At 68.4% G+C, this 26,900-nt stretch carries 23 protein-coding genes; 19 read left to right on the forward strand and 4 right to left on the reverse strand.

Translation table 11 applies throughout. The features are described from left to right. The first annotated feature begins 44 nt into the window (after window positions 1-44). The 9 genes from AC07NN_RS06100 to hpaI are packed head-to-tail and all read left to right on the forward strand — an operon-like array spanning window position 45 to window position 7,655. Complete coding sequence (locus AC07NN_RS06100) at window positions 45-797, forward strand: fumarylacetoacetate hydrolase family protein (RefSeq protein WP_494638537.1); 753 nt, start codon at window positions 45-47, stop codon at window positions 795-797. After that, window positions 794-1,564, forward strand: coding sequence for a fumarylacetoacetate hydrolase family protein (locus AC07NN_RS06105; protein ID WP_494638539.1), 771 nt, complete (start codon window positions 794-796; stop codon window positions 1,562-1,564). The genes AC07NN_RS06100 and AC07NN_RS06105 overlap by 4 nt, the downstream gene beginning before the upstream one ends. Further along, window positions 1,561-3,024 carry a 5-carboxymethyl-2-hydroxymuconate semialdehyde dehydrogenase gene (gene hpaE, locus AC07NN_RS06110; RefSeq protein WP_494638541.1) on the forward strand — a complete coding sequence of 488 codons (1,464 nt, stop codon included), beginning with the start codon at window positions 1,561-1,563 and terminating at the stop codon, window positions 3,022-3,024. The genes AC07NN_RS06105 and hpaE overlap by 4 nt, the downstream gene beginning before the upstream one ends. Before the next feature lie 4 nt (window positions 3,025-3,028). Then, window positions 3,029-3,355 (forward strand): aromatic ring-opening dioxygenase subunit LigA, encoded by a 327-nt coding sequence (locus AC07NN_RS06115; RefSeq protein ID WP_494638543.1) that lies wholly within the window; start codon window positions 3,029-3,031, stop codon window positions 3,353-3,355. Further along, complete coding sequence (locus AC07NN_RS06120; RefSeq protein ID WP_494638545.1) at window positions 3,352-4,173, forward strand: DODA-type extradiol aromatic ring-opening family dioxygenase; 822 nt, start codon at window positions 3,352-3,354, stop codon at window positions 4,171-4,173. The genes AC07NN_RS06115 and AC07NN_RS06120 overlap by 4 nt, the downstream gene beginning before the upstream one ends. Then, the gene (locus tag AC07NN_RS06125) at window positions 4,173-4,565 is read left to right on the forward strand and encodes a 5-carboxymethyl-2-hydroxymuconate Delta-isomerase (RefSeq protein WP_494638547.1); all 393 of its coding nucleotides are present in this window, start codon (window positions 4,173-4,175) and stop codon (window positions 4,563-4,565) included. Before AC07NN_RS06120 ends, AC07NN_RS06125 begins: the two co-directional genes overlap by 1 nt. Continuing rightward, window positions 4,562-6,046: an NAD-dependent succinate-semialdehyde dehydrogenase gene (locus AC07NN_RS06130; protein ID WP_494638549.1), complete on the forward strand. Its 1,485-nt coding sequence runs from the start codon at window positions 4,562-4,564 to the stop codon at window positions 6,044-6,046. The genes AC07NN_RS06125 and AC07NN_RS06130 overlap by 4 nt, the downstream gene beginning before the upstream one ends. A gap of 2 nt (window positions 6,047-6,048) precedes the next feature. Beyond that, window positions 6,049-6,852: a 2-oxo-hept-4-ene-1,7-dioate hydratase gene (hpaH, locus tag AC07NN_RS06135; protein ID WP_494638551.1), complete on the forward strand. Its 804-nt coding sequence runs from the start codon at window positions 6,049-6,051 to the stop codon at window positions 6,850-6,852. Further along, the gene (gene hpaI, locus AC07NN_RS06140; RefSeq protein ID WP_494638554.1) at window positions 6,852-7,655 is read left to right on the forward strand and encodes a 4-hydroxy-2-oxoheptanedioate aldolase; all 804 of its coding nucleotides are present in this window, start codon (window positions 6,852-6,854) and stop codon (window positions 7,653-7,655) included. Before hpaH ends, hpaI begins: the two co-directional genes overlap by 1 nt. On the opposite strand, the gene AC07NN_RS06145 is transcribed toward hpaI, so the two are convergent. The 3 genes from AC07NN_RS06145 to AC07NN_RS06155 all read right to left on the reverse strand — a co-directional run bounded on the left by AC07NN_RS06145 (window position 7,652) and on the right by AC07NN_RS06155 (window position 9,473). Then, a complete protein-coding gene (locus AC07NN_RS06145; RefSeq protein ID WP_494638556.1) occupies window positions 7,652-8,284 on the reverse strand; it encodes a glutathione S-transferase family protein in 633 nt (210 codons plus the stop codon). The two genes, hpaI and AC07NN_RS06145, sit on opposite strands and share 4 nt — an antisense overlap. Before the next feature lie 65 nt (window positions 8,285-8,349). After that, entirely contained in the window at window positions 8,350-8,874 is a 525-nt protein-coding gene (locus tag AC07NN_RS06150; RefSeq protein WP_494638557.1) for a cupin domain-containing protein, read from the reverse strand. A gap of 74 nt (window positions 8,875-8,948) precedes the next feature. Continuing rightward, window positions 8,949-9,473: a GlcG/HbpS family heme-binding protein gene (locus tag AC07NN_RS06155; protein ID WP_494638559.1), complete on the reverse strand. Its 525-nt coding sequence runs from the start codon at window positions 9,471-9,473 to the stop codon at window positions 8,949-8,951. Between the two features lie 409 nt (window positions 9,474-9,882). Here AC07NN_RS06155 and AC07NN_RS06160 point away from each other — a divergent pair, with 409 nt between their 5' ends. The 10 genes from AC07NN_RS06160 to AC07NN_RS06205 all read left to right on the forward strand — a co-directional run bounded on the left by AC07NN_RS06160 (window position 9,883) and on the right by AC07NN_RS06205 (window position 23,742). Next, window positions 9,883-12,321 (forward strand): TonB-dependent receptor, encoded by a 2,439-nt coding sequence (locus AC07NN_RS06160; RefSeq protein WP_494638560.1) that lies wholly within the window; start codon window positions 9,883-9,885, stop codon window positions 12,319-12,321. A 297-nt stretch (window positions 12,322-12,618) separates the two neighbouring features. Further along, window positions 12,619-13,893 carry a Rid family hydrolase gene (locus AC07NN_RS06165; protein ID WP_494638563.1) on the forward strand — a complete coding sequence of 425 codons (1,275 nt, stop codon included), beginning with the start codon at window positions 12,619-12,621 and terminating at the stop codon, window positions 13,891-13,893. 71 nt (window positions 13,894-13,964) lie between these two features. After that, window positions 13,965-14,777: a nuclear transport factor 2 family protein gene (locus tag AC07NN_RS06170; protein ID WP_494638566.1), complete on the forward strand. Its 813-nt coding sequence runs from the start codon at window positions 13,965-13,967 to the stop codon at window positions 14,775-14,777. 71 nt (window positions 14,778-14,848) lie between these two features. After that, complete coding sequence (locus tag AC07NN_RS06175; RefSeq protein WP_494638568.1) at window positions 14,849-15,769, forward strand: ketopantoate reductase family protein; 921 nt, start codon at window positions 14,849-14,851, stop codon at window positions 15,767-15,769. A gap of 85 nt (window positions 15,770-15,854) precedes the next feature. Continuing rightward, complete coding sequence (locus AC07NN_RS06180; RefSeq protein ID WP_494638570.1) at window positions 15,855-17,039, forward strand: alpha-hydroxy acid oxidase; 1,185 nt, start codon at window positions 15,855-15,857, stop codon at window positions 17,037-17,039. Continuing rightward, entirely contained in the window at window positions 17,036-18,481 is a 1,446-nt protein-coding gene (locus AC07NN_RS06185) for an aldehyde dehydrogenase (RefSeq protein WP_494638572.1), read from the forward strand. Before AC07NN_RS06180 ends, AC07NN_RS06185 begins: the two co-directional genes overlap by 4 nt. A 59-nt stretch (window positions 18,482-18,540) precedes the next feature. Beyond that, window positions 18,541-19,044, forward strand: coding sequence for a MarR family winged helix-turn-helix transcriptional regulator (locus tag AC07NN_RS06190; protein ID WP_494638574.1), 504 nt, complete (start codon window positions 18,541-18,543; stop codon window positions 19,042-19,044). A gap of 12 nt (window positions 19,045-19,056) precedes the next feature. Continuing rightward, window positions 19,057-20,775: a thiamine pyrophosphate-requiring protein gene (locus AC07NN_RS06195; RefSeq protein WP_494638576.1), complete on the forward strand. Its 1,719-nt coding sequence runs from the start codon at window positions 19,057-19,059 to the stop codon at window positions 20,773-20,775. Window positions 20,776-20,870: 95 nt separating this feature from the next. Then, a complete protein-coding gene (locus tag AC07NN_RS06200; protein WP_494638578.1) occupies window positions 20,871-21,710 on the forward strand; it encodes a nuclear transport factor 2 family protein in 840 nt (279 codons plus the stop codon). 52 nt (window positions 21,711-21,762) lie between these two features. Then, window positions 21,763-23,742 carry a TonB-dependent receptor gene (locus AC07NN_RS06205; RefSeq protein WP_494638580.1) on the forward strand — a complete coding sequence of 660 codons (1,980 nt, stop codon included), beginning with the start codon at window positions 21,763-21,765 and terminating at the stop codon, window positions 23,740-23,742. A gap of 161 nt (window positions 23,743-23,903) precedes the next feature. On the opposite strand, the gene AC07NN_RS06210 is transcribed toward AC07NN_RS06205, so the two are convergent. After that, window positions 23,904-26,888 (reverse strand): amidohydrolase family protein, encoded by a 2,985-nt coding sequence (locus AC07NN_RS06210; RefSeq protein ID WP_494638582.1) that lies wholly within the window; start codon window positions 26,886-26,888, stop codon window positions 23,904-23,906. Between the last annotated feature and the right edge of the window lie 12 nt (window positions 26,889-26,900).

Here is a 26,900-nt window from a genome sequence, read left to right on the forward strand (position 1 = left end):
CCTCTCCAGGCGCTCCGATCAGACGGGGCGTGAAGGAGTAGCGCGTGCCGCCCGAGGTCTTGGTCCAGGTCCGATCCGCCCCGACGCCCGTCTGGGCCAGTCCCGACGACGCCCGCGCCTGGGCCGAGGCGGGAATGCTGGAAGCGCCGATCGCGGGGACAGTCTACGGCGTCGCCCTGAACAGCCGCGCCGAGCGCGAGAGCCTGGCGCAGGCCTTTGAACAGGCGCCGTACAAGGCGCCGCCGAAAGCGCCGGTGCTGTTCCTCAAGCCGCCGAACTCCTTCGCGCGGCATGGGGCCGAGGTCGTGGTTCCGGAGGGCGTTGAAGCGCTTGAAGCGCGTGCGGCGCTGGCCGTCGTCATCGGCCGTCCCGCCTGCCGTGTCTCGGTCGCCGAGGCGCTGAGCTTCGTCGACGGCTACGCTCTGGCCTTGGATTTTCAGACGCCCGGCGCCGACTACTACCGGCCCGCCGTGCGCCAGTCGTGCCGGGACGGCTTCCTGCCGATCGGCCCGTGGATCACGCCGGCTTTGGCCGTCGATGACCCGAACACCCTGGAGATCGTCGCCGAGGTCGACGGCGTCATGCGCCAGCGCCTGTCGATGAGCGAGCTGCATCGTCCGCTGGCGGACCTGCTGGCCGAGATCACCGATTTCATGACGTTGAACCCCGGTGACGTGCTGCTGGCGGCCCTGACGCCCGCGCCGCTGGTCGCCGCGCCGGGTCGCCGCGTGACCGCTTCGGCCGAGGGGCTGGGGACGCTGTCCTGCCGGATCGTCGCCGAAGGAGCCCAGTCGTGAGGAGCGCCCGGGTCGCCTATGCCGGCGCTGTCCACCAGGCCGTGGTCGCCGCCGATGGCCTCACCCTGACCTTGGCCGATGGTCGCGTCGTGTCCGAGGACGCTGTGGTCTGGCTGCCGCCGGTGACGCCGCGCACCATCGTCGCGTTGGGCCTGAACTACGCCGACCACGCCGCCGAGCTGGCCTTCAAGCCGCCCGAGGAGCCGCTGATCTTCCTGAAGGGCGCGGGCAGCCTGGTCGGGCACAAGGCGCTGACCCGCCGGCCCGCCGACGCGACCCAGATGCACTACGAGTGCGAGCTGGCGGTGGTGATCGGCCGGACGGCGCGCAATGTGCCGTGGGACCGCGCCTATGACGTGGTCGGCGGCTACACGGTCGCCAACGACTACACGATCCGCGACTACCTTGAGAACTACTACCGCCCGAACCTGCGGGTGAAGAACCGCGACGGCGGCACGCCGCTGGGCCCCTGGATCGTCGACCGCGACGACGTTGCCGATCCGATGGATTTGCGCCTGACCACGCGGGTCAACGGCGCGGTCGTCCAGGAGGGGACCACGGCCGACATGGTGTTCGGCATCCCGTACCTGATCGAGCACCTGACCAGCTTCATGATCCTGCTGCCGGGTGACCTGATCCTGACCGGCACCCCGCACGGGGTCGTCTACCTGCAGCCCGGCGACGTGGTCGAAACCGAGGTCGAGGGCGTGGGCGCCCTGACCAACACGGTGGTCGACGACGCGACCTTCTACGGAGCTTCCCGATGATCCTGCAGCACCTGATCAACGGCGCCGCCGTCGACAGCGCCGAGCGCTTCGAGACCGTCAATCCGGCCACCCAGGAGGTGCTGGCCGAGGTCGCCAGCGGCGGCGAGCACGAGATCGCTCTGGCCGTCGAGGCCGCCAAGGAAGCCTTCCCTAAATGGGCCGGCACGCCCGCCAAGCAGCGCGCCAAGATCATGCGCCGGGTGGGCGAGCTGATCGAGAAGGCCGTGCCGGAGCTGGCGGCGCTGGAGACCGCCGACACGGCCCTGCCGATCCACCAGACCAGCCATCAGCTGATCCCGCGCGCGGCCGAGAACTTCTACTTCTTCTCGGAAGTGGCCACGCGGATGGACGGGCGCTGCTACCCGGTCGACGACCAGATGCTGAACTACACGCTGTACCAGCCGGTCGGCGTCTGCGGCCTGGTCTCGCCCTGGAACGTGCCGTTCATGACGGCGACCTGGAAGACCGCCCCGTGCCTGGCCTTGGGCAATACGGCGGTGATGAAGATGAGCGAGCTGTCGCCGCTCACCGCCGACCGCCTGGGCCAGATCCTGCTTGAGGCCGGGGTGCCCAAGGGCGTCTTCAACCTGGTCCACGGCTATGGCCGTACGGCGGGTGAGGCGCTGGTGCGGCACAAGGACGTCCGCACCGTCTCGTTCACCGGCGGCACGGCCACGGGCGAGCGCATCGCCCAGGTGGCCGGCATGAAGAAGCTGTCCCTGGAGTTGGGCGGCAAGTCGCCGGTGGTGATCTTCGAGGACGCCGACCTGGAGCGCGCGCTCGACGCGGCCCTCTTCACGATCTTCTCGCTGAACGGCGAGCGCTGCACGGCCGGGTCGCGGATCTTCATCCAGGAGAGCGTCTACGACGCCTTCGTCGCCGAGTTCGCGGCGCGGGCCGCCCGCATCCGGGTCGGCGATCCATTGGACGACAAGACCCAGGTCGGCGCGATGATCACCCGCCAGCACTGGGAGAAGGTCACTGGCTATATCGAGCTGGCCGAGACGGAAGGCGCCAAGATCGTCGCCGGCGGCCTGGGTCGCCCAGAAGGACTGCCCGAGCGCGTCAAGGCCGGCAACTTCGTCAAGCCGACGGTGTTCGCCAATGTCGACAACCGCATGCGCATTGCCCAGGAGGAGATCTTCGGGCCCGCCGTCTGCCTGATCCCGTTCAAGGACGAGGCCGAGGGTCTGCGCCTGGCCAATGACGTCCGCTACGGTCTGGCCAGCTATGTCTGGACCCAGGACATCGGCAAGGCCCACCGCGTCGCCGCCGGCATCGAGGCGGGCCTCGTCTTCATCAACAGCCAGAACGTCCGCGACCTGCGCCAGCCGTTCGGTGGGGTGAAGGACTCCGGCATCGGCCGCGAGGGGGGCGAGTTCAGCTTCGAGACCTTCTGCGAGGTCAAGAACGTCTGCGTCTCGATGGGCTCGCACCCGATCCCCAAGTGGGGCGTGTGACAGCATGAGCCTCTACTACGTCCAGAAGGTGCTCTACGCCCTGAACCGCGATCCGGTGGTCCAGCAGCGGTTCCGCGACGAGCGCGAGGCGCTGCTGGCCGAATACGACCTGGCGTCCGAAGAGCGCGTGGCGCTCAGCGACGGCGATATCGGCCTGCTGTTCGTGATGGGCGTGAACGGCCAGCTGCTGATGCACTTGGCCGCCTACCTGCAGATGCCCTGGGCCGACTACCTGGAAGCCATGCGCGAGGGCGTTCGCCGCCATGGCCCCGTGCGAGCCGGCGTCTACGCCATGACCCTGTCCGCGGAAGAGAAGGTGGCCGGACTATGAGCCTGGTCTTTGCTGGAATCTGCAGCCACGCCCCCGGGATCACAGGCCGCGCCGGCTTGGCCGACGCCGCCAAGCGCGACCGGTTCTATGCCGGCTTCGCCCGCCTGCGCGAGGCGCTGGAAGCGTCGGGCGCGGAGGTGCTGGTCATCGTCGCGGCCGAGCACTTCGCCAACTTCTTCATGAACAACATGCCCGCCTTCGCCGTGGGCATGGCCGACTACTACGAGGGGCCGATCGAGGACGAGGCCTGGCTGGCCATCCAGAAGTTCCGCCAGCCCGGCGACGCCGAGCTCTCCAAGCGGATCATCGAGGAGATGATGGCCACGGTGGACGTGGCCTTCGCCGAGGAGTGGAAATTCGACCACGGTGTGGCGGTGCCGCTCAGCTTCCTCGATCCGCGTCACCAGCTGCGGGTGATCCCGGTCAATATCAACTGCCAGGGGCCACCGCTGACGCCGCTGCACCGCGCCTGGGCGTTCGGCGAGGCGCTGCGGCGGGCTTGCGACGCGGTTCCCGAGAAGATCGCCGTGATCGGCACCGGCGGCCTCTCGCACTGGCCGTGTACGCCGGATAGCGGCCGCATCAACGAGGCCTGGGACGCCGAGTTCCTGGATCGCTGGGCGCGCAACGACAAGGCGGCGCTGCTGTCGTACTCCGACGCGGGCACCTATGCCGTGGCGGGGCAGGGCGGGTTCGAGATCCGCACCCTGATCAGCGTCGCCGCCGCCGCGCGCGGGCAGGGCGAGATCCTCTGCTACGAGCCGATCCCGATCTTCGCGGTCGGCTGCACGGCCGGCGTGATGACGGTGGCTGGCTGATGCCCAATGTCGTCGTCGAATACACCGACAACCTGGCCGCCGAGGGGCGCATCCCGACCCTGCTGCGGATTATCGCCACGCGGCTGGCCGATAGCGGCGGGGTCTTTCCGATCGGCGGCATCCGGGTGCGCGGCCATCGCCTGACCGAGTATGTGGTGGCCGACGGGGCGGACGATTACGCCTTCGTGGTGGTGACGGCCAAGATCGGTCCGGGGCGTTCAGCCGAGTTCAAGCGCGAGTTCTTCGGCGGTCTGTTCGAGGCGATCCAGGCCCACTTCAACGGGGCCTTCAAGCGCCGCTACCTGTCGCTGGCCCTCTATGTCGAGGAGGCCGACGAGGCCGGCTCGTTCAAGGCCAACAACATCCACGACAAGTTCCGGAGCGTCTTGTGAGGGGCGACGGCGGCGGTGATGCGCTGGCCCTGGCGCGACCCGACCTGCTGCGCGATGGGGCGTTCGTCTATGGCCTGTGGGTCGAGCCGCGCGAGGACGTTTTCGAGGTTCTGGACCCGGCCGATGGCCGCCTGATCGCGCGCGTGGTCGATGGCGACGCCGATCTCGCCTCGGCCGCCGCCGACGCCGCCTGCCGGGCGTTCGAGGCCTGGCGCGAGACCACCGGCCGCCGTCGCGCCGACCACCTGCGGGCCTGGTTCGAGGCCGTGATCCGCAACGCTGAGGACCTGGCGCGGCTGATCAGCCTGGAACAGGGCAAGCCGCTCTCCGAAGCGCGCGCCGAGGTCTCGTACGGCGCGGCCTATCTGGAGTGGTTCGCCGAGGAGGCCCGGCGCATCCATGGCGACGTCATTCCATCGCCGTTCACGGGCCGCCGGATGAAGGCGCTGGTCGAGCCGGTCGGGGTCTGCGCGGTGGTGACGCCGTGGAACTTCCCGCTGGCCATGATCGCCCGCAAGGTCGCTCCGGCCCTGGCCGCCGGCTGCACGGTGGTGGCCAAGCCCGCCGAGGACACGCCGCTGACCGCCCTGGCTCTGGCGTTCCTGGCCGAGGAGGCGGGTCTGCCGCCGGGCGTGTTCAACGTCGTGCCGGCCTCGCGTGTGCGGGCCGCTTCGGTGGTCGATGTCTGGCTGGACGATCCGCGCGTGCGCAAGCTGTCGTTCACGGGTTCGACGGCGGTCGGCAAGCACCTGGCCGCCCGCGCCGCCGCGACCCTGAAGCGGGTGTCGCTGGAGCTGGGCGGCGACGCGCCGGTGCTGGTGTTCGACGACGCCGATCTCGATCTGGCCGTCGAGGGCGTGATGAAGGCCAAGTTCCGCAATGCGGGCCAGGCCTGCATCGCCGCCAACCGGATCTACGTCCAGGACGGGATCTTCGAGGCCTTCGCCGACCGCCTGGCGGCGGCGAGCGCCGCCCTGCGTGTCGGTCCCGCTCGCGACGGCGCGGTCGATATCGGCCCGCTGATCAATGCTCGCGCCGCTGCAAAGGTGGTTGAGCTGGTCGCCGAGGCCGTACAGGGCGGAGCGCGGGTGCGGGTCGGAGGGGACCCGCATCCGCGTGGGGGCTGCTTCTACCCGCCGACCGTCCTGACCGACGCGCCGGCCGACGCGCGGCTGACCTGCGAGGAGATCTTCGGTCCGGTCGCCGCCTTGACCCGCTTCACGGGCGAGGACGAGGCCCTGACCCTGGCCAACGCCACGCCCTACGGCCTGGCCGCCTACGCCTTCACAACGGACGCGCGGCGGATCGCGCGGCTGGAGGCGCGGCTCGAGGCTGGGATGATCGGCATCAACGAGGGCGCCATCTCCACCGAGGTCGCGCCGTTCGGCGGGATCAAGGCCTCGGGCTACGGCCGCGAGGGCTCGCGCCATGGCCTGTCCGACTACCAGCATCTGAAATACATCTGCGAGGGCGGTCTCTAGCCATGCTCGAACCCCGGATCATCGACCAGTTGGCGGCGCGCCTGGACGTCGCCGAGAAGAGCGGCCAGCAGGTCGGGCAGTTCTCCCTGGCCCACCCCGACATGACGATCGAGGACGCCTATGCCGTCCAGCGCGCCTGGGTGAAGGCCAAGATCGCCGAGGGACGGCGGTTGAAGGGCCACAAGATCGGCCTGACTTCGCGCGCCATGCAGCGCTCGTCCAACATCAGCGAGCCGGACTACGGCGCCCTGCTGGACGACATGTTCTTCGCCGAGGGCGGCGACATCCCGATGAGCCGCTTCATCGTGCCCCGGGTCGAGGTCGAGCTGGCCTTCGTGCTGGGCAAGCCGCTGCGCGGTCCCGACTGCACGATCTTCGACGTGCTGGCGGCGACCGAATGGGTGGTCCCGGCCATCGAGATCATCGACGCGCGCATCCAGCAGGTCGATCCGGCGACGGGGACCACCCGCAAGGTGTTCGACACCATCTCCGACAACGCCGCCAATGCCGGCGTGGTGCTGGGGGGGCGGCCGGTGAAGCCCGACGCGGTGGACCTGCGCTGGGTCTCGGCGGTGCTCTATCGCAACGGTGTCGTCGAGGAGTCCGGCGTTGCCGCCGCGGTGCTGAACCATCCGGCCCACGGCCCGGCCTGGCTGGCCAACAAGCTGCATCCCTATGGCGAGCACCTGGAGGCCGGAGAGGTCATCCTGGGCGGCTCGTTCACAGCGCCCGTGCCGGCGCGAGCCGGGGACACCTTCCAGATCGACTACGGCCCGCTGGGCCAGGTCGCCATGAGGTTCGTCTAGTGGCCGTTCCGCTGAACTCGATGAAGGCGGCCCTGGCGGCCGGTCATGCCCAGATCGGCCTGTGGCAGGCCTTGGCCAATCCCTACACAGCGGAGATCTGCGCCGGGGCGGGCTTCGACTGGCTGCTGTTCGACGGCGAGCACGCGCCCAATGATCTGACGACCTTGCTGGCCCAGCTGCAGGCCGTCGCGCCTTATCCCGTGCATCCTGTGGCGCGGCCGCCAGTAGGGGCGACCCATCTGATCAAGCAGTACCTGGACATCGGCTTCACGACCTTGCTGGTCCCGATGGTCGACACCGCCGAGCAGGCCGCCGAGCTGGTGCGCGCCGTCCGCTATCCGCCCAACGGCGTGCGCGGCGTCGGCAGCGCCATCGGCCGCGCCTCGCGCTGGAACCGCATCGACGGCTATCTGGACGGCGCGGACGAGCAGGTCTGCCTGCTGGTCCAGGTCGAGACCCTGAAGGGTCTGTCGAACCTGGCCGAGATCGCCGCCGTGGATGGCATCGATGGCGTCTTCATCGGGCCTTCGGACCTCTCTGCCGCCATGGGGCATCGCGGCAAGCCAGGTCACCCCGAGGTGCAGGCCGCCATCGAGGGCGCGATCGCCGCGATCCTCGACGCCGGCAAGGCTGCGGGCATACTGATCGCCGACGAGACCCTGGCGCGACGTTATCTGAAGCTGGGCTGTTCGTTCGTCGCCGTCGGCACGGACGTCACCTTGCTGGCGCGGGGCGCGGAAGCCCTGGCGGCGCGGTTCGGCGGCAAGGTCGACCGGACCGGGCAGGGCGGCGGCGTCTACTAGGTCCGCACGAGGCGTCGCAATCCGTCTTCCATTTCAGCCAGCACCTGAGCGACGTGCTCGTCCTGGCCTATGGCGGCCGCATAGGCGGCCACCCGGGGCGCGGCCTCGATCAGATCGATCCCGAGACGGTCGCCGGTGACCCGCGCCGCGAACAGCGCGGGGGCGAGAGCGCAGTCGGCGAAGGACAGCATCTCGCCGACCGCGTAGGCGCCGCCATCGATCAGGTCGTCGAGGATCGTCAAGCCGTCGATCAGTTGATCGACCAGTCGTCTGTTCTCACGTTCCTGCTGCGCCTGGGCCAGGGCGACCATCGGCGGCATCAGGTAAAGGTCGGTGTGCCGCACGAGCAGCCGCGCCCGGGCGCGCTCCAGGATGCTCGACGGCAGTAACGGACGCGCATCCGGGAACAGCTCCTCCAGGACCTCGAGGATGACGGCCGACTCCCAGATGGCCTCGCCATCGTCGAGGACGAGAACTGGTAGCCGTCCGGTCGGGCTGACGTCGCGAAACTGCGGATTGTTGGGCCAGCCCGCGGGCGGCGGAACGATCTCGATGGCGAGGCCCTTGGCGTGGATCGCCACGCGAACCCGCGCCGCGAACGGCGAGACGGGAAGGCTGATCAGCTGCATTTGTCGGCCCTTCGCGCGCTCGAGCGTGGACCTTCCCTGACGAACGCGGGGAGGGCGCGCAAGGACTACTTCGTCGGCGCGGGATGCTGCGCCGGGTGGAAGTCGGCCACGTCGCCCAGCAGGGCGCGCAGTTTCGGGTCCTTCAGCTCCTCGGCCGTGAAGCGGGCCTCGTAGGCGACGCTCTCGTCGAAGCCGCCGGGTTCGGAGATCATCAGGGTGTGCATCGGCTCATTGCCCACCACGCGGGTGGAGTGCACCGCGCCGGGCGGGATGTGCACCGCGTCGCCGGCGCCCAGCACATGGGTTTCTCCGTTGACGGTCCACTCGACCTTGCCGGAGATCACGAAGAAGGTCTCGGCGTGCTTCTTGTGCAGGTGGGGCGGCACCTGGAACGGCGGCTCCCAGATCTCGTCGGTCAGGCTGAGGCGGCCGGCGGTCTGGACCGAGCCGAACACGACCTCCGGCTTGACGTACTGCTCCTTGAAGGTTGGCCGCTTGCCCGCGAACGAGAAGGGGCTGGTCGGTTCGGCGGCTTGGACCGCGCAGGCTAAGGCGCTGGCCGCCAGGGCCAGGATGAGCGTCGTCTTCATGGGATGGGGCTTCCAGAAAAAAGGACGCCGCGCGCGAGGTCGGAAGGACGGCGCGCGGCGCTTAAGGTGGGGGTCTACTTCGGGAAGGCGGCGAGGCCGGCTTGGGCGGTGCGGTCGTCCTCGTCGCCGAGGCCGCCGCTGACGCCGATCGCGCCGACGATCTGGCCGTTGGCCTCGATCGGATAGCCGCCGGTGATGGCGACGATGTCCTTGATGGTCAGCATGGCCGAGCCGCCCTTGCTGACGATCTCCTGCACGAAGCGGGTCGGCATCTTGAACTTGATGGCCGTGACGGCCTTGCCCTGGGCGACGTCGATCGTGCCCATCGGCGCGCCGTCGGTGCGGCGGAAGGCCAGCAGGCGGCCCGACTCGTCGACGATGGCGATCGACATGCCCCACTGGTTCTTCACGGCCTCGGCGACGGCGGCGTCGAGGATGGCGTCGGCGCCCTTGGCGCTGAGCGAGCCCTTGGTCAGCACAGGACCGGTCGCCTGAACGGCTTTGGGAACCTGCATCGGCGGCGGGGTCTGGGCGTGGGCGGCGCCGGCGGCCAGGGCCAGGGCGAGGGCCAGGCCAAGGCCCAGGGTCGAAGCTTTCATGGTGGGGTTCCTCCCGCACGCGCCCTCGTTGGACGCTAAACTGATTTGTATTCAAACCAAAAAGCGTGACCTTTCGTCAATCGATGGTTTTTGACTCAACGAAATCTCTTTGGTGTTTCGTGGAAGCGGGCTTGAACGATCCAGGCGTCAGATCTCACCGTATGGCGCTGAATTTGCCCGATTTTGGCAGTGAATGCGGCTGCTGACCGTCTGCTGCTGTCCAGCGCTGTCGCTTCGCATTGTGCGTTGCAGCGATATCAATGTTCTCCAAAATAGATTGATGGCAAACTATAATGGAGTCATGGTCCGGCTTGCGTCGCGGTTCGCGACGCCTCGCGGAGAGTCACCCACACGATCCAGTCCGCGCGTCCTGGGGAGGGCGCGCCAACACAACAAAAGGGGGGAGCCCATGCGTTCCGAAGTACGCGTCAGCCTGCTGACGTCCACGGCCATTGTTTCGCTGCTGTATGCCGGCGGGGCCTTCGCCCAGGACGAGTCCAAGCCCAAGTCCAAGAGCGACACCGTCACCGCGATCGAGGAGATCGTGGTCACCGCCCAGCGCCGCTCGGAGAACATCAAGGACATCCCGATCAGCGTCTCGGCCTTCTCGCAGGAGGCGATGGACAAGCAGGGCGTCCGCAATGTGAACGACATCGCGCGGCTGACCCCGGGCGTGACCTTCAACAAGTTTGGCAACCTGGGCTCGTCGATCTCGATCCGCGGCATCTCGTCGGGCGCCGGTGCGCCGACGGTCGGCGTCTATATCGACGACACCCCGATCCAGACCCGCGCCACGATCGCTTCGGGCAACTTCTCGTCCAACAGCTACCCGCAGATCTTCGACCTTGAGCGCGTGGAAGTGCTGCGCGGTCCGCAAGGCACGCTGTTCGGCGCGAGCTCGGAAGGCGGCACGGTGCGCTTCATCAACCGCACGCCCAGCCTCAACGACTATTCCGGCTATGGCCGGACCGAGATCTCGAGCACGCGCGGCGGGGCCGAGAGCTTCGAGCTGGGCGCGGCCGTCGGCGGTCCGGTGGTCCAGGACAAGGTCGGCTTCCGCGTCAGCGCCTGGTACCGCAAGGACGGCGGCTTCGTGGATCACGTGGACTCGGCGACGGGGCGCGTGACGAACAAGAACGCTGATGAACAGCGCACCTTCAACGCCCGCATCGCCCTGAAATTCCAGGCGACCGACAAGCTGGCGATCACCCCGTCGGTCTTCTACCAGCGCACCGCCCTGGACGACACGCACACGGCCTGGCTGCCGGTCAACGACGTCGGGCCGGGCAAGTCGGGTTTCGTTTTCCAGTACACCAATCCGGACAAGGACGTGTACGGCCACGCCCAGCCGCTGGCTCAGCCCTACTACCAGAACTTCGTCCTGCCGGCCCTGAAGGTCGAGTACGACCTGGGTCCGGTCAGCTTGGTGTCGAACACCTCGTACTTCCGCCGCAGCGAGCACGGCATCAACGACTTCACCGCGTTCGAAGTGCCGCTGTGGACCACGATCTTCACCGGCAAGACCACGGTCCTGCCGACCAACGCCAACGACGTGGCCACCGGCTTCGACCTGCAGCGGAACCAGTTCTTCACCCAGGAAGTGCGCCTGCAGTCGAACGACAGCGGCGCGGCCCTGAAGTGGACCGCCGGCGTCTTCTATTCGCACGACAAGGTCGAGACCTTCCGTTCGGTGCAGAACACCTTCCTGGGCGGGATCCTGAGCCAGGCCTTCGGCGGGACCTGCGCGCCGGCCGCCTGCATCACGGCCGCGTTCGGCGTGCCGCTGGACCAGGGGCGGTTCTTGTTCGTGGGCAACACCACGACCTATGACAAGCAGCTGGCGGGCTTCGGCCAGGCCGACTACGCCCTGACGCCGCACCTGAAGATCACGGCCGGCGTGCGCGTCTCGAAGACCAAGTTCAGCTTCACCAACTATGCCGCCGGTCCGGTCAGCGGCCCGCCCAGCCCGCGCATCGACGTCGGCGACAGCAGCGAAACGCCGGTGACCGGCAAGGTCGGCCTCTCGTACCAGAACGACAAGGGCGACCTCTATTACGCCTCGATCGCCGACGGCTTCAGGATCGGCGGCGCCAACGTGCCGGTCAACAACGCCGGCTGCCAGGCGGGCCTCGCGGCCCTGGGCCTGACCAAGGTGCCCGAGCGCTACACCTCCGACCGCGTGCGCAGCTACGAGGCCGGCAGCAAGATGTCGCTGGCCGAAGGTCGGCTGCGCCTGGACGGCAGCGTGTTCATGATCCAGTGGAAGAACCGGATCTCGAACATCGCCGTGCCGAATGGTTGCCCGCTGTCGTATACGGACAATCTGGGCGACTCGACCAGCTACGGCTTCAATCTGGGCGTCGACTTCGCGCCGGTCGATGGCCTGGTCCTGGGTTTGCAGATCGGCGACGCCAATTCGACCTACGACAGCAACTTCTCGCCGTCCAAGACCCAGACCAAGCCAACCGTCTCGAAGGGCGACGCCCTGGACGGCTCGCGCTTCACCGCCACCCTGTCGGCCCAGTACGAGTTCACCGTGGTCGGCGACAACAAGGCCTATGTGCGCGGCGACTGGACCTATACGGGCAAGAACGACCGCACGCCGGACCTGAACCCGGCCAACGCCAGCTACGACGTCGAGAACTCGGCCGTGCCAGGGCTCAGCACCGTCAATCTGCGGGCCGGTGTCTATATCGGTCCGGCCGAGGTCTCGCTGTTCGCCAACAACGTGTTCAACGAGAACTACATCGTCGATATCGGGGCCATCGGCCTGGGCAGCCCGATCCATCCGGGCTTCATCACCTATCGTCCGCGCACGATCGGGCTGACGGCCAGCTACCGCTACTAGCGGCAGGCAGAGTGTCGGCGGGCGGCGGGGCGTACGTCCGTCGCCCGCCCGTGCGGGCCGCACGAAGGGGGCGTGGTCCGCGCGCGGCGGAGAGGTCTCTAGCCCAGCCTCTCCGCCGCTTTTCTTTGCCCAGAAGGGCGTCGCGGGTCTCGAAGGCCATTGCGTCGCTCAAATAAAGTTTGATATAAAACTATTGTCGCGATCGACTCTCCAGAAGGGGAGCGGGGCGGCCAACAAGCGGGCGCGATGGCGGTGAGCTGGGACGTCCGTCAGTCGCAAACTGGGGAGTATCTTGAGATGAAGATCCGCCTGATCGCCTCCTGCGCCGTCGCGGCCTTGGCGCTATCCCTGGCTGGCGCGGCTAGCGCCGCCAATGTCACGCGCACGCCGTATCCGGCCGCCGAAAAGGGGCATGGCGCCGCCAAGGCGGTGAAGGTCGACAACTACGTCTTCCCCTCGGCCGCCGTCGGCACGACCGGTGACGCCATGGCCCAGGTCGACGAGGCCGTGCGCAAGATGGACGCCACCCTGAAGGCCCAGGGCCTCTCGGGAATCGGTGCGATGCTGCAGCACACCGTCTATCTGAAGGACGGGGCGGCCATGCCCATCGAGATCCTGACCCGCTTTCACGCCGAGGCCACCCGCCTGGCGCCCAGCCTGAAAACCCAGTCCAGCGTCGGCACCATCGTCCGCGTGCCACGCTTCGCCGACGACAAGACCCTGGTCATGCTGGACCTTGTGGCCGGCGGCCCGGCGGCGAAAGGAAAGGGCGACACGTTCGAGCGCGTGCCCTTCACCTTCGGCCCCAAGGAGATCTCCGAGACGATCGGCGACAACGAGATCGTCTTCACCTCGGGTCTCGAGGCCATGGACTTCGAGCACGGCGCGCTGGTCCCGACCATCGACGAGCAGATCGTCGTCATCGTCGGCAAGCTGCACGCGGCCCTGGCGAAAAAGGGCCTCGATGTCGGCAACATGATCTCGCACAACCTCTATGTGACCAAGGGGACCGATCCGATCCGGGTCATCACCAAGTTCCACGAGGAAGCGCGCAAGTACTCGCCGAGCCTGAAGGGCAGCCCCAGCGTCGGCACCCTGGTCGTCGTCGATGGCATGGCCGTGCCGGGCTTCCTGCTGGAGATGGACGCGGTGGCCGTGAAGGGCGATCCGACCAAGCTCAAGCGCGTGCCGTTCACCGAGATGCCGATGGATATCGCCAAGACGGTCAACACCAGCAAGCTGGTGTGGGTGGCCGGCATGGAAGGCGTCGATTTCGAGGCCGGAGGCAAGGTCGATGCGGACGTCAACGTCCAGGTCGATGCGGCGGTGAAAAAGATCGACGCGGCGCTGAAGGCGGCCGACAGCTCGGTCGATCAGATCGTCAAGGCCAAGCTCTACGTCACCGCTGATGCCGGCGATCCGGAGGCCGTGCGCGCCCACTTCAACGCGGCGCTCGCCAAGATTGCCCCGAGCCTGAAGACCAAGCCTCTGGCCGAGACTCTGGTGGTCGTCGAAGGCCTGGCCGGTCCGGGCATGAAGTTCGAGACCTCGGTCATCGCCGCGCGCAAGTAGCGGCGACGCGGGCTCCGGGCGCGTGCTCGGAGCCCGTCCATTTCAAGCTTTCAAGTCTAGTGGAGGGACCCATGGCGCGAGCGATCAAGACGGCGGCCGGGGCGATGATCTGTGCGGCTCTGCTGGCCGGTCCGGTGATGGCGGCTCCGAAAGCGGGCGACCTCGAAGCGCGCATCGCCGCGTTGGAGGCCCGCGTCCAGGTCCAGGAGGATATCGAGGCGATCAACAAGCTGACCCGCGCCTACGGCTACTATGTCGACAAGCAGTTGTGGCACGAGGTCGCCGATACCTTCTCCAACGACGCGGTCGTCGAGATCGCCGGTCGCGGCGTCTACAAGGGCCGCAAGGGCGTGCAGGACCTGTTCCTGTGCTCGATGGGCGGCGGCGAGATCGGGCTGAAGCCCGGCGGCCTGTTCAACCACATGATCCTGCAGGGCATCGTCGACGTCGACGCGGGCGGCAGGACCGCCAAGGCCCGTTGGCGCGCTTTCGTGCAAATCGCCGGCTACCAGAAGTTCGCCCTGTGGTCGGAAGGCACCTACGAGAACGCCTACGTCAAGGAGAACGGGGTCTGGAAGATCAGCGACATGCACTTCTTCTCGACCTACTACACGCCGTTCGACCAGGGCTGGGCCAAGTACAGCATGCCCAACAACGGTCCCAGCAAGACCTGCCCGCCCAGCGCGCCGCAGTCGGTGCAGTACGACGTCTTCCCGGGCCACTACGTGCCGCCGTTCCACTATCCCAACCCGGTCACCGGCCGTCCGTGGACGCTGGAGGACACGGCCAAGTACTCGACCACCGGCATGAACCCCGGTCCCGCCGGTCCGCCCGCCCAGCCCGGCTCGCCGCCGCCGGCCGCTCCGGCGCCGACGACGCGCTGAGGCGACGCCGCCGTCCGTTCGTGACAGCGTGATGGCGGCTCTTCGAGTTCGAGTGAAAGGGTGGGGAAACGATGAGGATCGCGGTCCTGGGCGCGGGCGCCATGGGCAGCCTGTTCGGCGGACGATTGGCCAAGGCGGGCAACGCCGTGCAGCTGATCGACGTCAATCAGGCCCATATCGACGCCGTGACCGCCGAGGGCCTGCGGCTGGAGGCCGACGATGGCGATCACCGCATCCCGGTGGCCATCGCCCGAGCCGAGAACGTGCGCGATCCCGTCGACCTGTTGATCGTCTTCACCAAGGGCCCACATACGGCCGCTGCCCTGGCTTCGGTCGGGCACCTGATCGGGCCGGAGACCTGGGGGCTGACCCTGCAGAACGGCCTGGGCAATGGCGAGCGCCTGGCCCACGTGATCCCGGCCAAGCGCGTGCTGGTCGGCATGACCAACTGGCCCGCCGACTTCCGAGGGCCGGGTCACGTCCACACCCATGGCGACGGCGAGGTTCGCGTCTGGTCACAGGATGGCGTCGATAGCGCGACCCTGCGCGCCGTCGCCGAGGTGCTGAGCGCGGCCGGCCTCAACGCCACGGCCGATCCCGAAACCCCGGCGGCCATCTGGGAGAAGGCGGCCTTCAACGCGGCCATGAACTCCATCGCCGCCATCACCGGCTTCACTGTCGGCCAGATGGCGGACGATCCCGACATCCCGCCGATCGCCGCCGCCGTGGTGGCCGAGACGGTGGCGGTCGCGATCGCGCTGAGGATCGCCGTCTCACACGAGCGGATCAGCGCTTCGGTCGCTCACGCCTATGTCGAGCACCGGCCGCACAAGCCGTCGATGCTGCAGGACGTCCTGGCCGGCCGGCCTACCGAGATCGAGGCGATCAATGGCGCGATTTTCGCCCATGCCCAACGGTCGGGCGTCGCCGTGCCGACCGTGGAAGCCTTGCTGCACTTGGTCCGCGCGAAAGAGCGACAAGGCCGCTTGTGACATAAAAGGTTTGATGTAAAACTAAACTGGCAATTCGAGACAGGGATTCCTGCGACCCATGGGGCGGCACCATTCGATAGAAGCGATGCGTACAGCGGCCAGGCGACGCCTGCCGAAGTTCGCGTTCGACTTCATCGACGGCGGCGCGCTGGGGGAGGCGGGTCTGGCTCGCAATAGCGCCGCGTTCGGCGAGGTGCGGTTGACGCCGCGCGTGCTGACCGGCTGCACGGTCCGTGATCCCAGCGTCGAGCTGTTCGGCCATCGCTTCAGCCTGCCGTTCGGCATCGCGCCCATCGGGCTGGCCGGTCTCGCTGGTCCCCGTATCGACGAGGGCCTGGCGCGGGCGGCGCTGGAGGCTGGAGCGCCCTATGCGTTGTCGACGGCTGGTACGACCGCGATCGAGACCATCGCCAAGGCAGCGCCCGGCAGTTGGTTCCAGCTCTATGTTGGCCGCGACCAGCCGATCACCGACGACCTGCTACTGCGCGCCGAGGGCGCGGGCGTCGGGGCGCTGATCGTCACGGTCGACGTGCCCGCGCCGGGCAAGCGGGTCCGTGACCTTGTCAACGGCTTCGGCCTGCCGCTGAAGCCGACACCGGCCATGGCCTGGGACCTTCTCACCCATCCGGCGTGGTCGCTGGACTTGGCCCTGAACGGCGCCCCGCGCTTCGCCAATCTAGAGCGCTACGCCGAACGTGGGGCAGGGGCTCAGTCCCTGGCCGCGCTGATGGCCGCCCAGAGCTCGGCGCGGCTGGACTGGCGACTGCTGGGTGAGATCCGCGAGGCCTGGAAAGGCCCGCTGATCGTCAAGGGCGTCATGCATCCGCTGGACGCCGCACGCCTGGCGCAGATGGGCGTCGATGGTCTGGTCGTCTCCAATCACGGCGGCCGCCAGCTGGACTGCGCGCCAGCCCCGATCGAGGCCCTGCCGGCTATTCGCGCGGCGGTCGGTCCGGATCTGCCGGTGTTGGTCGATGGCGGCATCCGGTCGGGCGAGGACATCGCCCGTGCCCTGGTCATGGGCGCCGACATGGCGCTGCTGGGCCGGCCATTCCTGTTCGCCGCGGCGGCGCGGGGCGCCCAGCGCGGCGGTCGCGAGCTGTTCGCCCTGCTGGCCGACGAGCTGGATCGGGCCATGACCCAACTGGGCTGCGCCGACATCGACGCGCTGAAGTCCATTGACGTTTTCAAGCCGGACCCAACCGGCAAGACCGCTCCGCCCGCGCGCGGAGCCTTGCGTACAGTGCAGGAGAGGAAGATCGCGCCATGAACGTGCAGATGCTTGTGAACGGCGAGCAGGTCGCCGCCCAGGACGGCGCGGTGTTCGAACGCCTGGATCCGATCTCGGGCGAGGTCGCCACGCGCGCGCCGGCCGGCAAGGCCGCCGACGCTAGGGCCGCCGCTGACGCCGCCGCCGCCGCTTTTCCGGCCTGGTCGAAGCTGGGCCCCACCGCCCGCCGCACCCTGCTGCTGAACGCCGCCGACAATCTGGACGCCAAGGCCGACGCCTTCGCCGAACGCATGGCGGGTGAGATCGGCGCGACCAAGGCCTGGGCCAATTTCAATGTCATGCTGGGCGCGCGGATGCTGCGCGAGGCCGCCGCCATGACCACCCAGATCTCGGGCGAGGTCATCCCGTCCGACAAGCCCAACTGCCTGGCCATGGGCCTGCGCGTTCCGGCCGGCGTGGTGCTGGGCATCGCGCCCTGGAACGCGCCGGTGATCCTGGGCGTCCGAGCCCTGGCCATGCCGCTGGCCTGCGGCAACGCCGTGATCCTGAAGGCCTCCGAGGTCTGCCCGGGCACCCACGCGTTGATCGCCGAGGCGCTGGTCGAGGCGGGCCTGCCGGCCGGCGTCGTCAATGTCGTCACCAACGCCCCGGCCGACGCCGCCGAGGTGGTCGGCGCCCTCATTGCCCATCCGGCCGTGCGCCGCATCAACTTCACCGGCTCGACCAAGGTCGGCCGCATCATCGCCGAGGCCGCCGCCCGCGAGCTGAAACCCGTTCTGCTGGAGTTGGGCGGCAAGGCGCCGTGCGTCGTGCTGGACGACGCTGACCTGGATGCCGCCGTCGCCGGAGCGGCCTTCGGCGCCTTCATGAACCAGGGGCAGATTTGCATGTCGACTGAACGGGTCGTGGTGGACGCCAGGATCGCCGACGCCTTCGTCGAGAAGTTCGCGGCTAAGGCCGCCACCCTGGTCGCCCGCGACCCGCGCACCGGCGGCAAGCTGGGCTCGGTGGTCGGCCGTCAGGCGGTCGAGCATGTCCAGGCCCTGATCGCTGACGCGGTCGAGAAGGGCGCCGTGCTCCGCGTGGGCGGCCGCGTTGAGGGCACCTTGATGGATGCCTGCGTCCTGGACGGCGTGACGCCGGAGATGCGCGTCTATGCCGAGGAATCCTTCGGTCCGATCGTCACCATCGTCCGCGTGTCGGGCGATGAGGAGGCGATCCGGGTGGCCAACGACACCGAGTACGGCCTGTCGGCGGCGGTGTTCGGCCGCGACATCGGCCGGACCATGAACGTCGCCAGCCAGATCCAGTCTGGCATCTGCCACATCAACGGTCCGACCGTGCACGACGAGGCCCAGATGCCGTTCGGCGGCACCAAGGCCAGCGGCTACGGACGGTTCGGGGGTAAGGCGGCGATCGCCGAATTCACCGATCTTCGTTGGATCACCATCGAAAATGGTGAGCAACACTACCCCATCTAGCGAATCCCGCCGCCGGTTCTCCGAGGCGGGGTCACCCGCCCGCGTCTTGAGGAACCAGCATGGCGAAGAAGAGCCCGAAGTCGGAAGTCACAGCGCAGGAAGAAGTGAACTTGGGACCGTTGAAGGGATACATCGGCTTTCAGCTGCGGCGCGCTCAGGACGTGTCGTTCCAGGCGTTCGCGCGCCGGGTGGGCGAGGCCGATCTCAGCCCTGGCCGGTTCGCCATCCTCTCGGTGATCAACGAGAACCCGGGGATGAACCAGACGGCGCTGAGTATCGCCACGGGCCGTGACAAGTCGACCCTGACCCCGGCGCTGAAGGATCTGGAGAAGCGCGGCTTTGTCTCGCGCGACCGCTCCGAGATCGATCGCCGGGCCTACACCCTCCACCTCACCGACCTGGGGCGCGAGCACCTGCGGGCGCTCACCGTCCATGCCGAGGCGCACGACCGCGCCTTGGACGCCATCGTCGGCGAATTCCACAAACCCCTTTTCATCCATCTGCTGGAACGGATCGTCGAAGGGCTAGGCCCCGACGCGCCGGACGACAGCGACAAGACCTAAGAAGAGACAGTCATGTACACCGCTAGCACGGCCTTGCTCGACGCGATGCAAGAGGCCGGGATTTCGTATGTCTTCGCAAATCTCGGCAGCGACCATCCGGCGTTCGTGGAGGCCGTGGCGAAAGCCAATGCCGAGGGCAGGGCGATCCCCAAGATCATCACCTGCCCCAACGAGATGGTCGGCCTGACGGCGGCCCAGGGCTTCGCCCAGGTCTCGGGTGTGGCCCAGGCGGTGGTGGTGCACGTCGAGTGCGGCACTCAGGCGATGGCGGGCGCGATCCACAACGTCGCCAAGGCTCGCGTGCCGGTGCTGATCTTCGCCGGCCTGTCGCCCTTCACGCAGGAAGACGAGCTGCGCGGCAGCCGCAACGAATTCATCCAGTGGATCCAGGACGTCTACGACCAGCGTGGCATCGTCCGGGAGTACATGAAGTACGACAACGAGTTCCGCACCGGGAAGAACGTCAAGCAGATCACCCATAGGGCTCTGCAGTTCGCCTATTCCGATCCGAAGGGGCCGGTCTATCTAGTCGGCGCCCGCGAGGTGATGGAGGAGGAGGTCGATCCGGTCGCCATCGAGCCCTCGCGCTGGAGCCGCGTGCAACCGTCGGCCCTGCCACCCGGCGCGGCCGAGACCATCGTCGACGCCCTGGCCGGCGCCAAGCGGCCGCTGGTCGTGACCTCGTACATCGGCAAGAACCCCAAGGCGGTCGATGAGCTGGTCGCCCTGTGCGGCAAGCTGGGGATCGGCGTCGTGGAGTCCGTGCCCAACTGCATGAACTTCCCGCACGACGACGTGCTGTACCAAGGCAACCAGTGGAACCACCCGTTCCAGAACCAGGCCCTGGCCGACGCGGACGTCGTCCTGGTTCTGGACAGCGATGTGCCGTGGATCCCGAAGGTGTCCAAGCCCTCGCCCGACGCCAAGATCTTCCACATCGACGTCGATCCGCTGAAGCAGTCGATGCCGCTGTGGTACATCCGCGCCCACGCCAGCTACCAGGCCGACGGCGCCACGGCGCTGGCCCAACTGAACGCCTATGCCGACACGCTGGGTGAGATCGAAGGGCTGGCGGAGCGCACGGCGCACTACGCCGCCGCTCACCAGCGCCGCGCGGACCGCATCGCCGCCGCCGAGGTCAAGCCCGAGGGCAAGATCACCTCGGAGTATCTGGTGGCCTGCGTGCGCAGGGCGATCAGCCCCGACGCCATCGTCCTGAACGAAGGCATCACCAACTACCCCGCCGTCTGCGACCACATCGCCCCGACCCGTCCGGGCAGCTTCTTCAACAGCGGCGGCGGTTCTCTGGGCTGGAACGGCGGCGCGGCCATCGGCGCCAAGCTGGCCGAGCCGGACCGCGAGGTCGTGGCCCTGACCGGCGACGGCTCGTACATGTTCACCGTGCCCTCGTCGGTGCACTGGATGGCCATGCGCTACGAGACGCCGTTCCTGCAGGTGGTGTTCAACAACCGCGGCTGGCGCGCCCCGCGCTACTCGGCCCTGGCCGTGCACCCCGACGGCTTCGCCAGTCGCAGCGACGACATCAATGTCGCCTTCGACCCGCCGCCCGCCTATGCCGAGATCGCCGCGGCCGCCGGCGGCGCCTATGCCCGCCAGGTCAAGGATCCGAACGAGCTGGAAGCCGTCATCGCCGAGGCCCTGCGCGTGGTCCGCGAGGAGAAACGCTCGGCCGTGCTGGACGTCTGGCTGGACCACCTGATGGAAGGCTAAGGCCTTTCGAAAACACCCAAAGTTCGCCCGAAGATCTCTGTTTAGGGCGGACTCTGACTTCAAATAGTTTGATCTAAAATCATGGGGAGTTGAGCATGCGGAAACTGACGATCCTCGCCGGCGGCGTGGCGCTGACCGCCGCCCTGGCGCTGGCCGGTGCGGCCGGCGCGGCGCAGAGCCAGGCCCAGCTGGAAAAGCGGCTGGCGGCCCTCGAGGCGCGGGTCCAGACCCAGGAAGACATCGAGGCCATCAGCAAGCTGACCCAGGCCTACGGCTACTACATCGACAAGCAGATCTGGTCGGAGGTGATGCCGCTGTTCTCGGACGACGCGGTTGTCGAGATCTCGGGCCGGGGCGTCTACAAGGGCCGCAAGGGCGTCGAGACGCTGTTCCAGAAGGTGATCGGCCGCAACCACGAAGGCCTGATGGACGGCTCGCTGTCCAACCACATGGTGCTGCAGGGCATCGTCAACGTGGCCCCGGACGGCAAGAATGCCTCGGGCCGTTGGCGCGCTTTCATCCAGATCGGCATCTACCAGAAGGCTGCCCTGTGGGCCGAAGGGCCGTACGAGATCACCTACGTCAAGGAGAACGGCGTCTGGAAATTCCAGACCATGCACTGGTACGGCACCTACTTCACGCCGTTCGACCAGGGCTGGGCCAAGGCCTCGTTCGGCAACAACGGGCCGAGCAAGGACTTCCCGCCGGACGCGCCGCCGTCGGTCAAGTACGACGCCTTCCCGGGCCACTACGTGCCGCCGTTCCACTATCCGAACCCGGTGACCGGCCGGACCTGGACGCTGGAAGACACCAAGAAATACTCGACCGAGGGCCAGGACCCCAGCAACGCCGCCAATGCGGCGGGTGCGGCCTCGCCCCTGGCGGCGCCGGCCGCTCCGGCCGCCGCGCCGGCGGAGAAGAAGCCGGGGTCTTGACCGACTCCGCTTCCTGCCTTCAGTCGGTCCAAACCGCGTAGAGAGTAACCCCGTGCCGCTAGACGCCCCGCCAGCCCCGGTCTCCGTCGTCGTCGTCGAGGCGCCCAGGCTGCCGCCGCTGGCGGGACAGGAAGCCTTCTCGACCGCGACCTACGACGCTCAGGCGCTCAGCGCCTCGGCCCGGCTGGACGATGTGCTGAAGACGACGCCGGGCGTGTCGCTGTTCCGGCGCACGGGCAGCGACGCGGCCAACCCGACCATCCAGGGGCTTTCGCTTCGCGGTGTCGCGCCCTCTGGGGCGGGGCGGGCGCTGGTCACCCTGGATGGCGCGCCGCAGAACGATCCGTTCGGTGGCTGGGTAATCTGGACCGCCTTGCCGGGCGAGGGCCTTTCCGGTGCGACCATTGTGCGTGGGGCAGGGGCGGGGCCGTACGGCGCCGGCGCCCTGACTGGCGTGGTGGCCCTGCGCGAGCGGGCGGCCGGCGGTGGTTTGTCCAGCTTCACGGCCCAGGTCGGCGAGCGCGACAGCTGGCGGGCGGCCGGGACCTTCGGGACCGATCACCTGCTGCTGACCGCCAGCGGCTCGCGCACTGACGGCTATTACCCCGTGCGTGGTTCGACGAGGGGCGCGGCCGATACGCCGACGACCTTGGAGGACGGCTCGATCGCGGCCCGTGTCCAGGGCGAGTTGGATGGCGTGGGCTGGGCGATCCGCGCTGGCGGCTTTCAGGAGAAGCGCGACGCCGGCCTGGTTGGCGCGCGCTCGAACGCCACCGGCGGTTCGCTGGCCGTGACCGTGGCCGGAGACGCCTGGCGCCTGCAGGCCTGGGCGCGTCGCAGCGACCTGGAGAACACCTCGGCCGCCGTGGCGGCTGGACGTATCTCGACCACCCCGGCCAACGATCAGTTCTCGACCCCCGCGACGGGCTACGGCCTCAACGCCGCCTGGCAGAGCAAGAGCGGCGACTGGTCCTGGGAGCTGGGCGGCGACGTTCGCGCGGCTGAAGGACGGGTAAACGAGCGCTTCCGCTACCAGGCCGGCGCGTTCACCCGCGTGCGCGAGGCCGGCGGTCGGACCCTGGTCGGCGGGCTCTATGCCGAGACCGCCTTGGCGCGGGAGGATTTCTCGTTCACCGCAGGCGCGCGCCTTGATGGCTGGCGCTCCTATGCCGGTGTGCGGCGCGAGCGGGACGCGATGACCGGGGCCTCGACCCTGGACGCGCCAGTGGCCGACGCCTCGGGCACGACGCCGACCGCGCGCGCCGGCGTGCGCCAGCGGCTGTCAGGCGACACCTGGGTTCGCGCGGCGGCCTATGCTGGTTTCCGGCCGCCGACCTTGAACGAGCTGCACCGCCCGTTCCGGGTGGGCAACGACGTCACTGAAGCCAATTCGGCGCTCAAGCCAGAGACCTTGTACGGTCTCGAAGCGGGCCTGGCGGCTGAGGGCGCGGTGCGCTGGAACCTCGGGGCCTTCTACAATCAGGTCCAGGATCCGATCAGCAACGTCACCATCGGCATCGGCCCGGGGACGTTCCCGATCGCGGGCTTCATCCCGGCCGGCGGCGTGCTGCGCCAGCGGCGCAATGTCGGCGAGATCAACGCCTACGGACTGGAAGGCGATGTCGCTGCCGACCTGACGCCGGCCTGGACGGTTCGCGGCGCCTTCTCGTGGACCCATGCTCGGGTCGACGGTGGGACCGCCGCCGCCCAGTTGACCGACAAGCGTCCAGCCCAGGCGCCGGCCTTGACCGTCACGGCTGGCGCGCGCTGGCGGCCAGTAGAGCGGCTGAGCCTCGACGCCGACGTACGCTACGAGAGCATGCGGTTCGAGGATGACCTGAACCTGCGCCGGTTGAAGGCGGGGGCGGGGCTGGACCTGCGCGCCGGGTGGAAGCTGACGCCGACGAGCGAGGTCTATCTGGCGGCCGACAATGTGCTGGATCGCGACCTGGCCGTCGGCCAGACGGCGGACGGGGTCACGAGCTATGCCGCGCCTCGCACGGTATATGTGGGCTTCGCGCTGCGGCGATAGTCTCCCTCTCCCCTTGCGGGAGAGGGTGGCCCGGAGGCCGGGTGAGGGGTTGAAGAGAGCATCCGCCGCGACTGGCCGTTCGGCTGTCGCGGCGTTTCTGTTTGTGCGACCCCTCATCCGTCAGCTTCGCTGACACCTTCTCCCGCAAAGGGAGAAGGGGGCTACTTTGCCGCCCCGGCCATCAGTTCCTCCACCGAATAGAGCTTCCCAGCCTTCATCACCTTCCGGACCTTGATCAGGTCGGCGATGCGCTTCGACGGCTCGCCCTCCACGAACACCAGGTCCGCCAGCTTGCCGACCTCGACGCTGCCGAGGTCGTGCTCGACACCTTGCGCGCGGGCCGGGACGCTCGTCGCCGCCTGCAGCACCTCCAACGGCGTGAAGCCGTAGGTCTGCAGCGACATCATGTTGACGAATAGGCTTAAGCCCGGGTGATCCAGCGGCGAGTCCGTGCCGATCATCACCTGGCCGCCAGCCCGCTTGATACGCAGCAGGTCGCGAACGGTCAGGCGCGAGCCTTGCTCGTCGGGCGGCAGGAAGAAGTCGCAGGGGCCGGATTTGTCGGCGCAGGCGATGGTGTGCTGCAGCGAGGCCCGCTCCCAAGGCGGATAGAAGGCCTTCACGCGCGGATCGTCGGCGACGCCGGGCAGGTCCAGGAGCGACAGCTTGCTGGAGAAGTTGGTGGTGGTCAGCTCCATGCCCGACTTGGCCAGCCCATCCAGCGTGTCGGCATAGACGTCTCCCCGGAACAGATGCGGGAAGACGAAGCCCCAGCGGGTAGGGCCGCCGAAGTGCTCGGCCCCATCGACGCCGTGCGCGACACCCGGGAATACGAAGTGCGAGGTGGTCGAGACGCCCAGGGTTTTGTGGCCCCAGTCGGCGACCTGGGCCTGCCAGTCCGAGCGGAAGCGCATGTAGGTCTTGATCAGGTCGTAGTCGAGCGCCTGGGCGCGGGACAATTCCAGCTTCAGCTGTGCTTCGTTTTCCACCGGGCGCGAGAAGGCCCACATCAGGCGCGAGCCTTCCAGCATCTCGCCGGTGGTGAACAGGCGCGGACCGATGCGGGCGCCGGCGGCCAGGGACTCGCGGTCTTCGATGGCGCGGTAGGCGGGATCGCCCGGCGAGCGGGTCGAGGTGACGCCGAACGCCAGCCACATGCGGCCCTGGCGATCGCCCAGATACTTCGAGCGCATCTGCTGGTGATTGTGCATCTCGAACAGGCCGGGCGTGACGGTCAGGTTCGATGCGTCGATCACGGGTGTGTTGGCCGGATGCTCGGCGTGTGGGGTGATGGCTGCGATGCGGTTGCCTTCCACCAGTATGTCGACGTCGCGCCGGATCGCTTCGTGGACGCCGTCCCACAGCGCGCCGGCGTGGATTAGCGTCCGGCCCTTGGCCACCTGCTGGGTCCAGGAAAGGCCAGTCTCGACCGTTCGCGGCGCTGCGCCGTCGATATCGGTCAAGCGTAGCTGGCCGTTGTGGACATAGAGCACCGTCCGTGAGTCACCGCCCCACGAGGGCGCGTCGCTGGCTTCACGGGTGATCTGGCGAGCGGGACCGGTCGGGGCGCCGTCGGGCGCGACCGGCAGAACCCACAGGGTGCTCTCCATGCTGAACAGCAGGTACTTGCCGTCCGGCGACCAGACCGGACCGTCGTCACCGCGGGTCGAGATCGAGCGGAATGGGGCGGGGTCGAACCAGGTCTGGCGGCCGGTTTCGACATCGACAGCCAGGAGGCGGTTGCGGCGCTGCGAGGCGGCGGTGACAACGATCGTCTTGCCATCCGCCGACCAGCTGGGACGGCCGGGCGTCTCGAGGACAGGGATCAGCGGCTTGGTCTCGCCGGTGGCCATGTCGAGCAGGCGCGTCTCGCCGGTCTCGGTCTGGTAGGCGAGGCGGTCGCCCTTGGGTGACCAGGCGGGGGAGGTCTGGGCGCCGTCGCCCGCGCTCACCTGACGCGTCGCGCCGCTGGAGACGTCCATGATGAAGAGGTGGGTCTGTCCAGCGCGATCCGAGGCGAAGGCTATCGACTTGCCGTCCGGCGACCAGACGGAATCGACCTCGTAGGCCGTGTCGTCGGTCAGCTTGAGGGCCGCGCCGCCGGAGGTCGGGACCAGCCAGAGATCGTTCAGCGCCTTGAACACCGCGCTTTTGCCGTCTGGAGACAGGGTCGGCCCGACGAGGCCCTTCACGGCGTGAGGCTTGGTCTCGTCGAAGTCGTAGACCTTCCGCGCATAGCCGGCGCGACGAAGATTCAGGTCGGCCTGGAACGGCAGGACGGTCTCGCCCCGACCGTCGAGGCCGATCGTGCGGATCTTGCCGTCGGCCGTGTAGAGCAATCGGTCGGCCGACAGCCAGGTCGGGGCGAATGAGAAGGCGTTGTCCAGATCGCCGATGCGACGTGCGTGGCCCTCGCGGTCGGTGACCATCAGCCGGCCTGTCTGGGCGCCAAAGCCGACATACGCCAGGGTCTTGCCGTCGGGCGACCAAGCAGGACCAGTCGGCCGGCGGGCGGGATCGGCGGGGAGGGGAATGGTCTTCGTCTCGCCGCTCGCGACCTCGACGATCCGCAGCTGGTTCCAGCGCGTGAAGGCGACCTCGTGGCCATCGGGCGACCAGGCCGGGTCAGTGACGCTACCGCCCTCGTGAGTCAGTTGGCGCAAGGCGCCGGTGGCCACCTCGATCGCCCAGATCTCGTCGGCGCCGGCGCGGTCGGAGACGAAGGCCACCGACTTGCCGTCCGGCGACCAGGTCGGGTGCATGGCGTCATAGGGACCATCGGTCAGCACCTTGCGGGTCTTGCCGTCGGGGCTGAGCAGCCAGATGCGCCACATGCCGTCGGCATAGGCCTGAACCGCGATCTGTCGGCCGTCCGGCGACCAGCGCGGCCGCAGGGCCTCGAAGAAGTCATCCGTCAGCCGCTTGGCGACACCGCCCTTGGCCGGCAGCGCCCAGAGCACGCCCTGCAGGTCCATGACCATGCCATCGCCACGCGGCGAAGGGACGGCCGAGAAGTCCGAGCCCTCGTCGACCTTGAGATCGACCACGTGCGCCTTGCGCAGGACGGGAGCGGGCGCGGCTTGAACCGGCGCGATCGACAGCAGCGCGATCGCGGCGCCGCAGAGGAGCAGGAGGCGGGAGGTCATGTTCGGAGCGTC

Source organism: Caulobacter sp. GW821-FHT09H08, assembly GCF_059415885.1.